At 73.2% G+C, this 13,832-nt stretch carries 13 protein-coding genes; 6 read left to right on the forward strand and 7 right to left on the reverse strand.

Translation table 11 applies throughout. The features are described from left to right. The first annotated feature begins 157 nt into the window (after window positions 1-157). The 3 genes from BFV98_RS15285 to BFV98_RS15290 all read left to right on the forward strand — a co-directional run bounded on the left by BFV98_RS15285 (window position 158) and on the right by BFV98_RS15290 (window position 1,761). Window positions 158-781, forward strand: a complete 624-nt coding sequence (locus tag BFV98_RS15285) for a DedA family protein (RefSeq protein WP_013473989.1) — start codon at window positions 158-160, stop codon at window positions 779-781. Window positions 782-819: 38 nt separating this feature from the next. After that, entirely contained in the window at window positions 820-1,002 is a 183-nt protein-coding gene (locus BFV98_RS31925) for a hypothetical protein (RefSeq protein WP_141722566.1), read from the forward strand. Between the two features lie 96 nt (window positions 1,003-1,098). Further along, complete coding sequence (locus tag BFV98_RS15290; RefSeq protein WP_013284022.1) at window positions 1,099-1,761, forward strand: DUF998 domain-containing protein; 663 nt, start codon at window positions 1,099-1,101, stop codon at window positions 1,759-1,761. Between the two features lie 24 nt (window positions 1,762-1,785). On the opposite strand, the gene BFV98_RS15295 is transcribed toward BFV98_RS15290, so the two are convergent. Then, the gene (locus BFV98_RS15295; protein WP_013284021.1) at window positions 1,786-3,189 is read right to left on the reverse strand and encodes an NAD(P)H-quinone dehydrogenase; all 1,404 of its coding nucleotides are present in this window, start codon (window positions 3,187-3,189) and stop codon (window positions 1,786-1,788) included. Between the two features lie 106 nt (window positions 3,190-3,295). Here BFV98_RS15295 and BFV98_RS15300 point away from each other — a divergent pair, with 106 nt between their 5' ends. Then, entirely contained in the window at window positions 3,296-3,751 is a 456-nt protein-coding gene (locus tag BFV98_RS15300; RefSeq protein WP_013284020.1) for a gamma-glutamylcyclotransferase, read from the forward strand. Between the two features lie 74 nt (window positions 3,752-3,825). On the opposite strand, the gene BFV98_RS15305 is transcribed toward BFV98_RS15300, so the two are convergent. From BFV98_RS15305 to BFV98_RS15320, 4 genes are read right to left on the reverse strand one after another with little or no spacing between them, the layout of a single operon-like run. Then, a complete protein-coding gene (locus BFV98_RS15305) occupies window positions 3,826-4,788 on the reverse strand; it encodes a GNAT family N-acetyltransferase (RefSeq protein ID WP_013473987.1) in 963 nt (320 codons plus the stop codon). A 42-nt stretch (window positions 4,789-4,830) separates the two neighbouring features. Then, a complete protein-coding gene (locus tag BFV98_RS15310) occupies window positions 4,831-5,571 on the reverse strand; it encodes a hypothetical protein (RefSeq protein ID WP_047893668.1) in 741 nt (246 codons plus the stop codon). A 43-nt stretch (window positions 5,572-5,614) separates the two neighbouring features. Next, window positions 5,615-6,541 (reverse strand): hypothetical protein, encoded by a 927-nt coding sequence (locus BFV98_RS15315; RefSeq protein WP_013284017.1) that lies wholly within the window; start codon window positions 6,539-6,541, stop codon window positions 5,615-5,617. Between the two features lie 2 nt (window positions 6,542-6,543). Next, window positions 6,544-7,173, reverse strand: coding sequence for an MBL fold metallo-hydrolase (locus tag BFV98_RS15320; RefSeq protein WP_071096831.1), 630 nt, complete (start codon window positions 7,171-7,173; stop codon window positions 6,544-6,546). A gap of 124 nt (window positions 7,174-7,297) precedes the next feature. On the opposite strand from BFV98_RS15320, the gene BFV98_RS15325 reads away from it, so the two are divergent. After that, a complete protein-coding gene (locus BFV98_RS15325) occupies window positions 7,298-8,293 on the forward strand; it encodes a DUF4349 domain-containing protein (protein WP_013284015.1) in 996 nt (331 codons plus the stop codon). Here BFV98_RS15325 and BFV98_RS15330 read toward each other — a convergent pair. Together BFV98_RS15330 and BFV98_RS15335 are read right to left on the reverse strand one after the other, a co-directional pair. Then, window positions 8,250-9,509, reverse strand: a complete 1,260-nt coding sequence (locus BFV98_RS15330; RefSeq protein ID WP_013284014.1) for an amidohydrolase — start codon at window positions 9,507-9,509, stop codon at window positions 8,250-8,252. The genes BFV98_RS15325 and BFV98_RS15330 overlap by 44 nt on opposite strands. 472 nt (window positions 9,510-9,981) lie before the next feature. Further along, entirely contained in the window at window positions 9,982-11,565 is a 1,584-nt protein-coding gene (locus tag BFV98_RS15335; RefSeq protein ID WP_013473985.1) for a methylmalonyl-CoA mutase, read from the reverse strand. Window positions 11,566-11,768: 203 nt separating this feature from the next. Between BFV98_RS15335 and BFV98_RS15340 the strand changes: the two genes are divergently transcribed. Then, the gene (locus BFV98_RS15340) at window positions 11,769-13,787 is read left to right on the forward strand and encodes a serine/threonine-protein kinase (RefSeq protein WP_013284012.1); all 2,019 of its coding nucleotides are present in this window, start codon (window positions 11,769-11,771) and stop codon (window positions 13,785-13,787) included. Window positions 13,788-13,832: the final 45 nt, after the last annotated feature.

Raw genomic sequence — 13,832 nt, forward strand, 5'->3', positions numbered from 1 at the left:
GCCCCGGTGACCCGTCACTCGCGGGCGGGCCGCCTCGTTTCACATCTACGGCCTGCCGGTGTCGGCTGTCACCGTGCGGTGGGGCCGGTGGTGGTGACGCCGGGCACGGCGTCAGGCTCGATCCGGTCGAACGGAGAACTCCGGCGAGGTGGCGGTCGTGGCCGAACTCATCTCTGACGTCGCGTCGCCCATGTGGGCGTACGCGCTGCTGCTGATCCTGCTGATCGCCGACGCCTTCGTCCCGGTGGTGCCGACCCAGCTCGTCATGATCACCAGTGGGGCGCTGACGGTGTACGGCGGGCTCAGCCTGCCGCTCACCATCGCGGTCGGCGCTGCCGGTGTGTTCATCGGTGACCTGGCCTGCTACCTGATCGGCCGCAGTACGCCGACCCGCCGCGCGGCACGCGCCACGCCACCCGGACGGGCACGCCGCGCCGTCACCCGGGTCACCCGTGGGCTGCGCGAACCGGGGCCAATGGTGATCCTGCTCTGCCGTTTCGTACCAGGCGGCCGGATGGCGGCCTGCTTCTCGGCCGGGCGCAGCCGCTACCCGTACCGCCTGTTCCTGCCGTACGAGGCGGCGGCGGCGCTCGCCTGGTCCAGCTACGGCACGCTCGTCGGTCACCTGGGCGGTACGGCGCTGACCCACTCGGCGTGGCGGCTGCTGCTGATCGGTGGGGTGGCCGCTGCGGGGTTCGCGCTGGCCGGGTGGGCGATGACCTGGATCAGCAGCACCCGGCAGACCCGCGCCGAGGCCACCGCCGACTCCGCCGGCAGCTGACCCCCGAGCACCTGATCGACGTAAAGGAAGCACAGGCCATGAGCGACGCGGCGAGATGGCACGACGTCAAGGCCAGGGCCCGGCGAATCGATCCTTCGTGGGACGACGCCGAGCGCGCGGCTCGGCGCAGACATCTCAGGGAGCAGATGCTGGCATCGATCGCCGCCGCGCAACCGGCGGGAGACCGGGCGGACGATCCACCTCGACCCGACCTCACCTGACGCGGTTCTCGGGGGGCCGGTAGGGGACGACCCGGGGAGTGAAGTGGGTGGTGGTCCCGGATCCGTCTGGGGCGGTTCCGGCGACAGGCTGGCCGTATGCCTGGAACGCGGAGCAGCGGCCTGCTGGCCCTCGGCGGGATCGTCCTGGCGGCGGTGCTCGCGATGGTCGGTCATCTCGAGGTGAGCGACGACCTGGATCCCTGGTCGCTGACCGTCAGCGACTTCGCCGTCTCCGACCGGGGCGGCGTCATCGACACCGCGATGGCGGTGCTCGCAGCGGCCAGCCTGGTCCTGCTGCCGTCGCTGCGCCGGGCCGGTGCGGGCCGCGTGCCGCTCGCGCTGCTGACCGCCTGGTCGGCCGGGCTGCTGGCCGCCGCCGTGGTGCCCACGAACGAGCCGGGCACGCCCATGGACACCGCCGCGTACGTGCACCGGTACGCCTCGGTGCTGTCGTTCCTGGCCCTGCCGGTCGCCGGCTGGCTGCTCGCCCGTCACCCGGTCGCCGGAGCCGCCGCCTGGCTGCGCGGACTGACCGTGGCCAGCCTGGTGCTGGCGGGCGCGATGATCTGGTCCGCCTACCCGGGCGACCGCGCGCTGCTCGGCCTGATCGAGCGCCTCCTCATCCTCACCGAGACAGCCGTCATAACCACCCTGGCCCTGCACGCCACCCTGAACCCCAGGACCAGCGCCGTCGATCATGCAGTTGCGACCCCGCACGGACCGGGCATACCGGTCGGATCGGGGGCCACAACTCCATGATCGACGAATGCCCGCGAACGGCTGCTACTCCAGCTCGTGGAGCATGAGCTGGCGGGCGGCCTCGGTGATGGAGCCGGACAGGCTCGGGTAGATGGTGATGGTGTGGGCCAGCTCGTTGACGGTGAGGTTGTTCTCCACCGCCATCGTGATCGGCAGGATCAGCTCGCTGGCCTTCGGCGCCACCACCACGCCGCCGATCACCTGGCCGCTCGCCGGCCGGCAGAACAGCTTGACGAAGCCGTCGGCCAGGTCGTCCATCTTCGCCCGGGCGTTGCCGGACAGCGGCAGCATCACCTGGCGGGCCGGGGTCTTGCCGGCGTCCACCTCGTCCTGCGAGACGCCGACGGTGGCCAGCTCCGGGTCGGTGAAGACGTTCGCCGCGACGGTGCGCAGCCGCAGCGGCCGTACCGCCTCGCCCAGCGCGTGCCACATGGCGATGCGGCCCTGCATGGCCGCGACGCTCGCGAGCGGCAGCACGCCGGTGCAGTCGCCCGCCGCGTAGATGCCCGGCACGTTGGTACGCGAGACCCGGTCCACAGTCACGTAACCGCCCCGGGCCAGTTCCACGCCGTACTCGGCCAGGCCCAGGTCGGCGGTGTTCGGGATCGAGCCGACAGCGATCAGCGCGTGCGAGCCGGTGACCTGGCGGCCGTCGGAGAGCACCACCTCCACCCCGTCGCCGACACGGCGGACCGCCTCGGCGCGGGAGTTGTTCAGGATGCTCATGCCCCGGTTGCGGAACACCCGCTCGATCGCCGACGCGGCGTCGGCGTCCTCGTGCGGCATGACCCGGTCCCGGCTGGACACGAGCGTGACCTTGACGCCCATGGCGAGGTACGCGCTGGCGAACTCGGCACCGGTCACACCGGAACCGACCACGATCAGGTGCTCGGGCAGCTCGGGCAGGTCGTACACCTGGCGCCAGGTCAGGATGCGCTCGCCGTCCGGTACGGCGGTGGGCAGCTGGCGGGGGGTCGCGCCGGTCGCGACGAGCACCGTCGACGCGGCGATGGAGTATTCGGCGCCGCCGTCGGCCGGGGTGACGATCACCCGGTGGGTGTGGCCGAGCGTGTCCTCGCCGAGCCGGGCGGTGCCGGCGACGAACTCGACGCCGGCCTTGACGAGCTTGGTGTGGATGTCGGCGGACTGGGCCAGCGCGAGCCGCTTGACCCGCTCGTGCACCGCCCGCGCGTCGACGGTGACCGCCTCCAGGCCGTCGGAGTGCACGCCGAACTCCTCGGTGTCCCGGTAGCCGGTGACCACCTCGGAGCTGGCGATGAACGTCTTGGAGGGCACGCAGTCGGAGAGCACGCAGGCGCCGCCGGCGCCCTCCGCCTCGACCACTGTGACATCGGCGTCCAGCTGTGCGGCGACCAGAGCCGCCTCGTACCCGGCCGGCCCGCCGCCGATGATCACGATCTGGCTCACAGAGCCATCCCTTCGTCGAAGCTCACAGTGACTTTCTTCTCCCCGTCCCGTCCGACACGCACTGTCGTATTCTCCCCCACCCGTCGGCCGGGCTATCGTCGTCGCCGTGCGTCTCTACGCTGCTTACGGCTCGAACCTGGACCCCGCCCGCATGCGCGCCTACTGCCCGCATTCGCCGATGGTGGGCACCGGCTGGCTTGAGGGGTGGCGGCTCACCTTCGCCGGCGAGGACGTCATCGGGTGGGAGGGCTCGGTCAGCACCGTGGTCGAGTCCCCCGGTGACCGGGTGTTCGTGGCGCTCTACGACATCCACCCGTACGACGCCGCGCAGCTCGACGAGATCGAGGGCGTGACGGCCGAGACGTACCGCAGGCTGACCGTCCGCGTCTCGACGCTCGACGGCGACGTGACCGCATGGGTCTACGTGTTCGACGGGTACGAGGGCGGGCTGCCCACGGCGTGGTACCTCTCGGAGATCGCGAACGCCGCGGAGAAGGCGGGCGCGCCGGACGACTACGTCACCGAGCTGCGGTCCCGCCCCACCGGCACCGCGTCCGCGTAGCGCGTCTCCCACACCGACAGTCTGCGCCGCGCGACCCTACGGGCGCTCGGCGACCCCGGTACGCGGGTGCCGGGTCACACCCGCGAGGCGGGCACACTCCGCTCGTACATGTCGGTCCAGCGCTCCTCCACCAGCCCGACGGAGCGGTAGAGCGTGACCGGCGCGGTCGGGTTGGCCAGGTCGACGCCCAGCCCGGCCCCGGCGCGGCCCTTCGCCGCGTAGACCGCAAAGGCCCGGCGCAGCAGTGCCGCACCCACCCCGCGACGCCGGTACGCGGGCAGCACCGACAGCGTCCGCACCCACCCGAGGTCCTGGTCGAGCGCCTGGTCGGAGGACTGGAGCGCACCGGCCGGCTCGCCGTCGACCTCGGCCAGGAACCACTCGTCCCAGACCTTGCCGTACGACGGCAGCAGCTCCCGCCACTGCTCGAAGTCGAGCGGGTCGTGGTCCGGGGTGTCCCGGAACGCGGTGTCGTAGATCCGGTGGAACAGCCGCAGGTCGCTCTCGTCGTCGGCGCGCAGCGGCCGCACCGTCACCCCGGGCGGGGGCGCCGGCTCGGCGGGCAGGTCGGCGAACGAGCGACTCATCCGGATGTAGCGCTTGATCCGGGTGAACCCGGCCTCGGTCAGCTCACCGGCCCAGCGGGTCTCCGGCGCGTACACCCCGGTGCGCGCGGTCAGCGCGGGCAGGCCGCGCTCGGCGGCCCGCTCGGCGACGCGTTCCAGCAGCCGGGCAAGCAGCGGCGCGCGCAGGTCGGCGCCGCGGTCGGGGTCGACGAGGACGTCCACCCACTCCCGGCCCACGCCGCTCGGGTTGGCCAGGATCGACCAGGCCACCGCCGTACCGTCCGGGTCGGTGACCAGCCAGGAGTCCCGGTCCGGGTCGACGAACGGCGCGGTCAGCGCGGACCGCACGTCCTCGTCGTCGAAGTCCGGGTAGCCCACGGCGAAGGTGTCGGAGGCGTGCACCACCGCGAGGATCGCGGGCACGTCGTCGAGGGTCGGGCGGCGGGCCGACCAGCCGGCGGGGAGCGTCACGGGCCAGATCCTGGCAGCCGGACCGGCCGGATCGCCTCCCATTTATCCGCCGCGGGCGCGGAGCCGCGCGGCGCCGAGCAGACCCAGCAGCTCAGCGCCCTCGGCCGCGTCCAGCGCGCGGAACGCCGCCGACGCCAGCCGGTCGGTCACCGCCTCGGCCCACAGCCGGCGCCGTACCAGCGGCCCGACCGGCGGGTACGGGGGCGCCCAGCCGCACGCCGCAGCGCCCGCCTCGCCCTCCGGCCCGGCCAGCACCGCCTCCAGCGGCGTCAGCCCGGCCGCGCGCACCGCCAGCAGGTACGCCCCGGCGAAGTGCTCGCGCAGCAGCAGCATGCCGACAGCCGCCCGCGCACCCGGGGACGGATCGGGCACGGGCATGGCCCGCCAGGCGGCGAACAGTGGCATGCCGCTGCCGTCCGCCGCGTCGACCGCCCGGCCCAGCAGCGCGGCGAGCCGCGACGACTCGGCGCCGTCGCCCAGCCGGGCGGTGCCCCACCGGCAGCACTCGGCCAGGTTGGCGGCGGCCACCTCAAGCGGCGGGACGGTCCGCGCGGCGGCGTCCCAGCCGTCCGTGACCGCCTCCGGCGCGATGAAGCCGAGCGCCGCGGCCACCGTCTCGGCGCGGACGTCGCCGAGCGCACCGGCCCGCCCGGTGATGTAGAAGGCCCATCCGGAGATGCCCAGCAGCCGCGCCCGGCGCAGCGTGGACGGGCAGCGGGCGAACGCCTCCCCGAGTTCGAGCACCAGCGGTTTGCAGGCGGCGGCGAGCTGTTCCGGAGTCATCGGCCGCCCGTCACCGTCACTCCACCGAAGCCATTCATCACGCTCAGTCTGCCGCGTGGTCACCGGTGTCGGCATCCCCCTCTTCGGCGTCGAGCGCCTCCAACACGGCCTCCACCTCACCGGCGCGGCGCCGGGCCGCTGTGACCGCCCGTTCCGCGCCCCGGCGGGCCAGCCGGGCCCGGCTCAGCTCCTGCTCGGCGACGGCCCGGCGACGCTCCAGCTCGGCCAGCTCGGTCTCGATCCGGTCCAGCGTCGCGGCGCCGTCCCGCTCGGCCGCGTCGGCCGTCGCCAGCTCCTTCTCGGCCCGGTCCAGGTCCGCGCGGGCCCGGGTCAGCTCCCGGGTCGCGGTCCGCCGCCGCCCGGCCCGTTCGGCCCGCGCCGCCCGCTCGTCGCGGGCCCGGCGCGCGTCGGCCCGCTCGGCCGCCCGATCCGGTACGACAGGCGCCTCCTCGCCCCCTGTCACGAGCCGGAGCTGGGGGCGGGGCACCTCGCCGAACCCGGCGTAGTGGCTGGCCCGCAGCAGGCGTCCGGCGCGTACCTGCTCGGCCACCTCGGTGTCCGACAACGCGGCGTTGAGTGTCGCCTCCACCTCACCCAGCGGCAGCTTCCCGGCCGGGGGCGCGGCGGGCTCGGCGGCGGCCAGCCGGCGTACCTCCGCCACCAGCGCGCCCACGACGGCGCGCCGCTGCGCGGAGAGTTCCCGCAGCGTGCCGCCGCGCAGGTCGCGTTGCGCGGCGCGCAGCGACTCGGCGAGCTGGGTGAGGTCGGCGACCAGCTCGGGACGGCGGATCGCCAGCAGGTTGACCAGCCACGCCGCCACTGTGGGCCGGCGAAGCTTGCCGATCTCCCGGGCGGTACGCGGGTCACCGGACTGCCGCGCCTGCGCGACGGCGGCGTCCCGGGCCGCGACGAACCGGTCCGGCGGCGTGGCGTAGAGCTGCCGGACCACCTCCGCGGGCACCTCGGCCATGCTCAGGCGTCGATCCGGGTGCCCGGCTCCAGACGGCGGTAGTCGGTGTTGGACATCGCCGTGTACTGCCGGTCCAGCACACCGAAGCCGTTGTCGTTGAGCAGCCCGTCGTGCAGTGCGTACGCCCGGCGCGGCGCGACCGCGCGGATGAAGTCGAGCACCTCGGAGAACTTCGACCAGGGCGCGTGAATCGGGGCGAACAGCGTGTCGACCTGCACGTCGTCGGGCACGAACAACGCGTCGCCCGGGTGGTACACCACGTCGGCGAAGAGGTAGCCGATGTTCTGGATCACCGGGATGTCCGGGTGGATGACTGCGTGCTGCCCGCCGTACGTCCGCACCGGCGTCCCGGCGACTGTGAGCGACTGTCCGGGCTCGACCGTCACCAGCGCCTCGGCGGCGTCGCCGAGCACCCCGGCGAGCGAGGCGGGACCGTGCACCGGCACCGGCCGCCGCTCCAGCGCCCGGGTCAGCGCGCCGACGTCCACATGGTCCGGGTGCTCGTGGGTGATCAGCACCGCGTCGGCGCCGTCCAGCGCCGCCGGATCGCTGAAGACACCCGGGTCGACGACGAGCACCGCACCGTCGTGCTCCAGCCGGAGACAGGAGTGGGCGTATTTGGTCACCTGCATCGTGACTCCTCGATTATCGAATCGTGATGTCCTCAGCGCAGTCTGCCGGAACCGGCGCGACCACGCGTCACGTCCGAGGTATCGGTCCCGGCAGTCGGGGCCGTCGACGATCGGAGTACGGGGTATGGGCGGACGACGACTCCGGGGCGTGGCCCTGGTGGCTGTGGGTCTGATAGCGGCACTGGGTGTGGGCGCCTGCGGCGCGGGCGGGGACTCCGGCAGCGACTCGGCCGCGCCGGCGGCCGACGGGGGCGCGGGGCGCGAGCAGGCCGCCGAGGGCGGCGCGGACAGCGGTGGCGCGGATCGCGACCAGGCCGCTCCGGGCGGCACCGGTGGCGCTGACCTGCGGGTCGACCAGCGGTCCATCATCTACACCGGAACCATGCAGGTCCGGGTGGACGATGTGGAGGCCGCCGCCCGGGAGGCGACCACAGCGGTGACGGCGGCCGGCGGATTCGTCGGCGCGGACCGGCGGTCGAGCCGGGCCGCCGAGGCGCGGGCGGCGCTGACGCTGCGCGTGCCCGCGGACCGGTTCGCCGCGGTGATCGACCGGCTCGCCGGTCTCGGCCGGCAGGAGCGCCGGGAGATCCGCACCGAGGACGTCACCGAGCAGGTGGTCGACCTGGACGCCCGGATCGCCACCCAGCGGGCGCGGGTGGAGAGTTCCCGCAAGCTGCTGGCCCGGGCCACGTCGGTGGACGAGCTGGTCCGGCTGGAGAACGAGGTGGGCACCCGGCAGGCCGACCTGGCCGCGCTGGAGGCCCGCAAGCGCCGGCTCGCGGACCTGACCTCGCTGTCCACCATCACCGTGACGTTCCTCGGTCAGGACGCCAGCACCGCCGAGGAGGAGGCCGACCTCGGCTTCCTGGCCGGGCTGGGCGGCGGCTGGACGGCGTTCCTGGCCTCGGCCCGGGTCCTGCTCACAGTGCTCGGCGCGGTGCTGCCGTTCGCGGTCGTGATCGGCGTACCGCTGTGGTTGCTGCTCCTGTGGCGGCGCCGGGTGCGGGCCCGGCGGACGCCGCCGCCCGGCCCGAACCCGGCGGCGCCGATGCCGCCGGGGCCGCTCGGCGGTCCGGTCAGCGCGCCGCCGCCAGTGCCCGCAGCGCGGTCTGGACCATGAGGCGTACGCCGGCTTCGATGGCGCGCTCGTCCACGTCGAACGAGGCCCGGTGCAGGTCCACGTTGGGCCCGCTGCGACCGACGCCGAGGCGGGCGAGCGCGCCCGGCACGTGCTCCAGGTACCAGGAGAAGTCCTCGCCGCCCATGCTCTGCGGCGTCTCGGCGATGCCGTCGGGGCCGAGCGCCGCGGCGGTGGCCGCGGTGAGGACGCCGATGGCGCGGGCGTCGTTCGTCACCGGGGGCCGGCCGCGCAGGTATTCCAGGTCGACTGTGGCGCCGGTGGGGGCGAGCACGTCCCGCACCACCTGAGCGACGATCTTGGGCGCCTGGTCCCAGGTGTCGCGGTCCATCACCCGCAGCGTGCCGGCCGCGCACGCCTCGGACGGGATGACGTTGTAACGGGTGCCGGCCGAGGCGTGGCCGAACACCAGCAGCAGCCCGCTGTTGGCCGGCACCCGGCGGCTGATCAGCGTCGGCACCTCGGTGACCAGGCGGCCGAGCGCGTCCACCAGGTCGACGGTCAGGTGCGGGCGGGCGGTGTGCCCGCCGGGCCCGGTGAGCCGGACGGTGACGTTGTCGGCGGCGGCGGTGATCGGGCCGACCCGCAGGCCGACCTTGCCCACCGGCAGGTTCGGGTCGCAGTGCAGCGCGAAGATCTGCACCACGTCGTCCAGGCCACCGGCCTCGATGACCTCCAGCGAGCCGCAGGGCAGGATCTCCTCGGCCGGCTGGAAGATCAGCCGGACCCGGCCGTCGAGGCGGCCCGTGTCGGCGAGCTGGGCCAGCAGCATGCCGACGCCGAGCATCACCGACGTGTGCACGTCGTGGCCGCAGGCGTGGCAGACGCCCTCCACGGTCGAGCGGTACGGCACGTCCTTCGGGTCGCTCAGCGGCAGCGCGTCGATGTCGGCGCGGAGCGCGATCACCGGACCGTCCGGGCGTCCGTCGATGTCGCAGATGACGCCGTTGCCCTTCGGCAGCAGGCGCGGCTTGAGACCGGCGAGGGACAGCTCACGGTGCACCAGCGCGGCCGTCTCGAACTCCTCGCCGGACAACTCCGGGTGGGAGTGGATGTGACGGCGCGTTTCGATGAGGCCGGGTACGCGCAGCGCGAGCAGATGGTCGAGCTCGAAGGGCAGGGGCTGGTAACCGGTCGGCGCCTCGGGCCGGGACGACGACAGCAGGCCGCCGGAAGGCAGCGTCAACGCACTCGTCACGTCGAATTCTCGATCACTAGAAGTGGATGGATCTTCGGGTCGGACAGCAGACAGCCTAGACCTCCGGCGGTGACGCTGCGCAACATCTTTCGCGTAGCGGTCGGACCGCGCAGCGTCACGAATGCCCTGGTGAGAGGGCTCGAATATCTGCGGGACAGCAGGTAGATCGCGGTCGAACGCCGTCATCCGCCTCCCACCTCCTACAACGCGTAACCGTTTCATCGGTCACAAATAACGACCCGTCGTTCCGAATTGTCGCATTAGTCGCGGCAATTAACTGCCGCTCCGACAATTGCACGACAACTGTCGGCTGCCGGAAGACTCCCGACGGTGACACGAGCGCCCGACCGCCGACCGCACACGCTGTCCGTCCCGTTCACCCGATCCGGTTACCCGAATCGCCGAATCGCACACGCGAAGGCGGCCCGCGCCGCACACCGAGGGTGTACGACGGGGCCGCCTCCGGACAGTTTCAGAACCGGTCGCTGGGCCGGTAGATCCCCCACACCTCGCGCAGCGTCCCGCAGACCTCGCCGACCGTGGCGCGGGCGCGCAGCGCCTCCTTCATCGGGTAGAGCACGTTGGTGTCCCCCTCGGCGGCGGCGCGCAGCTCGGCCAGGGCCCGCTCGACCGCGCCGGAGTCCCGCTCCGCGCGCAGCCGGGCCAGCCGCTCCCCCTGCGCCGCCTCGATCGACGGGTCGACCCGCAGCGGCTCGTACGGCTCCTCCTCGTCGATCCGGAACCGGTTGAGCCCGACCACCACCCGCTCACCCGAGTCGATCTCCTGGGCGATCCGGTACGCGGACTGCTCGATCTCCCGCTTCTGGAACCCGGCCTCGATCGCGTCCACCGCCGAACCGTGGTCGAAGACCCGGTCCATCAGCTCGGTGGCGGCCGCCTCCACCTCGGCGGTCATCGCCTCCACCACGTACGACCCGGCGAACGGGTCGACGGTGGCGGTCAGGTCCGTCTCGTACGCCAGCACCTGCTGGGTCCGCAGCGCCAGCCGGGCCGCCTTCTCGGTGGGCAGCGCGATGGCCTCGTCGAAGCTGTTGGTGTGCAGCGACTGGGTGCCGCCGAGCACGGCGCCGAGGCCCTGCACCGCCACCCGGACCAGGTTCACCTCCGGCTGCTGGGCGGTGAGCTGCACGCCGGCGGTCTGGGTGTGGAACCGCAGCATCATCGACTTCGGGTTCTTCGCGCCGAACTCGTCGCGCATCAGCCGGGCCCAGATGCGCCGGGCCGCGCGGAACTTCGCGACCTCCTCCAGCAGCGTGGTGCGGGCCACGAAGAAGAACGACAGCCGGGGCGCGAAGTCGTCGACGGCCAGCCCGGCGGCGAGCGCCGCGCGGACGTACTCCACGCCGTTGGCGAGCGTGAACGCGACCTCCTGCGCGGGCGACGCGCCGGCCTCGGCCATGTGGTAGCCGGAGATGGAGATGGTGTTCCACTTCGGCACCTCGGCCCGGCAGTAGGCGAAGGTGTCGGCGACCAGCCGCAGCGAGGGCTTCGGCGGGAAGATGTACGTCCCCCGGGCGATGTACTCCTTGAGGATGTCGTTCTGGATCGTGCCGTTGAGCGCCGCGCCGGGCACGCCGTTCTCCTCGGCCACGAGCTGGTAGAGCAGCAGCAGCACCGAGCCGGGCGCGTTGATGGTCATCGAGGTGGAGACCTTGTCCAGCGGGATGCCGCCGAACAGCGTGCGCATGTCCTCGATGGAGTCGATGGCGACGCCGACCTTGCCCACCTCGCCGTGCGCGATCGGGTCGTCCGAGTCGTACCCCATCTGGGTGGGCAGGTCGAACGCGACGGACAGGCCCATGGTGCCGGCGCGAAGCAGCTGGTGGTAGCGCGCGTTGCTCTCGGTCGCGGTGCCGAACCCGGCGTACTGTCGCATGGTCCAGGGCCGGGACGTGTACATCGTCGGGTAGACCCCGCGGGTGTACGGGAACTCGCCCGGCTCGCCCAGCCGGGCGTCCAGGTCCGCCGGAAGGTCTGCCGCCGTGTAGACGCCCTGGATCGGGAAACCCGACTCGCTTGACCGCGCATCGCTCATTACCGGATGGTAGGACGCGCAGACCGCCTGGTGGGTGAGGGATACCGCACACCTCGCGGCGGCGACCCACCGGAGGTGAGCGACCGACCACATACCGTCGAGTAGGTAAACGCCCGCCGCGTCGGGTTTCGCATCGGGCGTCGGAACCAGCAAGATAGAGGGGTTGTGTCCCAGCCCCCTCGATATCCCCCGGTGGCTTTTCTGTGACTCAGATTCCGACGTGGAGCGGCGGACCGGCCAGTCCCCCCACTGGACGCGCGGCGCCCGGCACCACCATCGGTGGTCGCTACTCGCTGCGCTCCCCGGTGGGCAACGGAGGCATGGGCACGGTCTGGCGGGCCACAGACACGTTGCTGCGCCGTGATGTGGCGGTCAAGGAGGTCGTCCTCCCGCCGGGGCTCGCCCCGAGCGACCGCGACGCGCTCTACGAACGGACGCTGCGGGAGGCCCGTGCCGCCGCCGCGATCCAGCACCCGGCAGTGGTGCAGGTCTACGACGTGGTCACCGAGGGTGGCCGCCCGTGGATCGTGATGGAGCTGCTGGACGCCCGCAGCCTGGCCGACATGGTGATCGAGGACGGGCCGGTCGCTCCGCGCGCCGTCGCCAAGATCGGGATCGCGCTGCTCGGCGCGCTGGAGGTGGCGCACGCGATCGGCGTGCTGCACCGCGACGTGAAGCCGGCCAACGTGCTGATCTGCACCGACGGCCGCTGCGTGCTCACCGACTTCGGCGTCGCCCGGATGCCCACCGACGTGCAGCTCACCACGCCCGGCATGGTGCTCGGCTCGCCGCACTTCATCTCGCCCGAGCGGGCCATGGGCCAGGAGTTCGGGCCGCCGAGCGACCTGTTCTCGCTCGGCGTGACGCTCTACACAGCGGTCGAGGGCCGGCCCCCGTTCGACAAGGGCGACCCGATCGAGACCATGCACGCCGTGGTCGAGGACCCGCCCGCCACGCCGCAGCGCAGCGGCCCGCTGACCGGCGTGCTGATGGGGCTGTTGGAGAAGGACCCGGCCCGCCGGATGGACGTGCACCGGGCCCGCGCCAACCTGCGCGAGCTGCTCGCCGGGCCGCTGACCAGCACCGCCACAGCCGTCAACTCGGTCACCGACCCGTACGCGGTGGTGCCGGTGCCGCGCCCGACCACGCCGCCGGCGATCGCGGCGGAGCCGAAGCCGAGCGGGCAGATCGGCGGCCGGGCGATGATCGGCCCGGACGAGTCGCTCACCGACCGGCTCGCCGCGCTGCGCCGCGGGGAGCGGCCCGCCGGCGAGAAGCCCGCGGCGGGTGCCGCCGCGCTCGACGAGACCAGCGCCGACGCGCTGGCCGGCCCGCTGCACACCCCGACCGGCGCGATGTCCGGCCCGGGCACGCCGGAGGCCACCCAGCGCATCTCGCCGGACGCCACGGTGCGGCTCGGCCAGGGCGCCGGAGCGGACGCGACGCAGGCGGTGCCGACCGCCTACGGCCGCACCGTCGACGCCACCCAGCCGGTGTACGGCGGCAACCAGTGGTCGGTGCCCGGCACCGGCCAGCCCTGGACCACAGCGGCCACCTCGCCACCGGCCGCCGGTGGTGGCGGCGCGGTCGGCGGCGCCAAGGGCCTGCTCGGGCGCGTGAAGGCGTGGCCGCGCAAGGTCCAGCTCGCCGCCGCCGGTGGTCTCGCCGTGGTGCTGCTGGTGAGCGTGATCGCGCTGACCAGCGGCGGCGACGACGCTCCCCCGCCGATCGTGGGCGCGCTGCCGTCGAACTCGGCCGCCGCCTCGCCGGTGGAGATGCAGGAACAGACCGTCAAGGGCGTGACCATCCAGGTGCCGAAGGGCTGGCAGCGGCAGACCGGCGGCCTCTACGTCGACTACGTCGACCCGGAGGACGAGGGCCGCAAGGTGCGGGTCATCGCCGAGGCGTGGGGCGGCACCTCGATCAGCTGGGCCGAGTTCGCCTCGCGGAACCTGAAGAAGAACAGCACCAAGAGCAAGACCTGCCCCGCCCCCTACACCGAGGTGTCGGTCTCCGAGCAGCCGCTGGCCGGGCAGACCGCCGGCCAGCTCGAATACACCTGCGGCGAGGGTGAGTCCATGCGCCACGGCATCTGGCGGGGCGTGGTCAAGGACGGCAAGGTCTACTCGTTCTACCTCTCCTCGACCGACGCGCGGTTCACCGAGAGCAAGCCGATCTTCGACGCGATGGCCGGCTCGTTCCAGCTCACGGCGGCCAACTGAGTCGAGGCCGACGGCCAGTGGTGATCCGCCGCCGTGCTTTCATGA

It is taken from the genome of Micromonospora sp. WMMB235, from assembly GCF_001855515.1.
Classification (GTDB): Bacteria; Actinomycetota; Actinomycetes; order Mycobacteriales; family Micromonosporaceae; genus Micromonospora; species Micromonospora aurantiaca.

Coding starts and splice junctions, on each gene's coding strand:
- BFV98_RS31925 (WP_141722566.1), top strand. CDS start 820: ATGAGCGACGCGGCGAGATGGCACGACGTCAAGGCCAGGGCCCGGCGA.
- BFV98_RS15290 (WP_013284022.1), top strand. CDS start 1,099: ATGCCTGGAACGCGGAGCAGCGGCCTGCTGGCCCTCGGCGGGATCGTC.
- BFV98_RS15310 (WP_047893668.1), bottom strand. CDS start 5,571: ATGACTCCGGAACAGCTCGCCGCCGCCTGCAAACCGCTGGTGCTCGAA.
- BFV98_RS15315 (WP_013284017.1), bottom strand. CDS start 6,541: ATGGCCGAGGTGCCCGCGGAGGTGGTCCGGCAGCTCTACGCCACGCCG.
- BFV98_RS15320 (WP_071096831.1), bottom strand. CDS start 7,173: ATGCAGGTGACCAAATACGCCCACTCCTGTCTCCGGCTGGAGCACGAC.
- BFV98_RS15325 (WP_013284015.1), top strand. CDS start 7,298: ATGGGCGGACGACGACTCCGGGGCGTGGCCCTGGTGGCTGTGGGTCTG.
- BFV98_RS15335 (WP_013473985.1), bottom strand. CDS start 11,565: ATGAGCGATGCGCGGTCAAGCGAGTCGGGTTTCCCGATCCAGGGCGTC.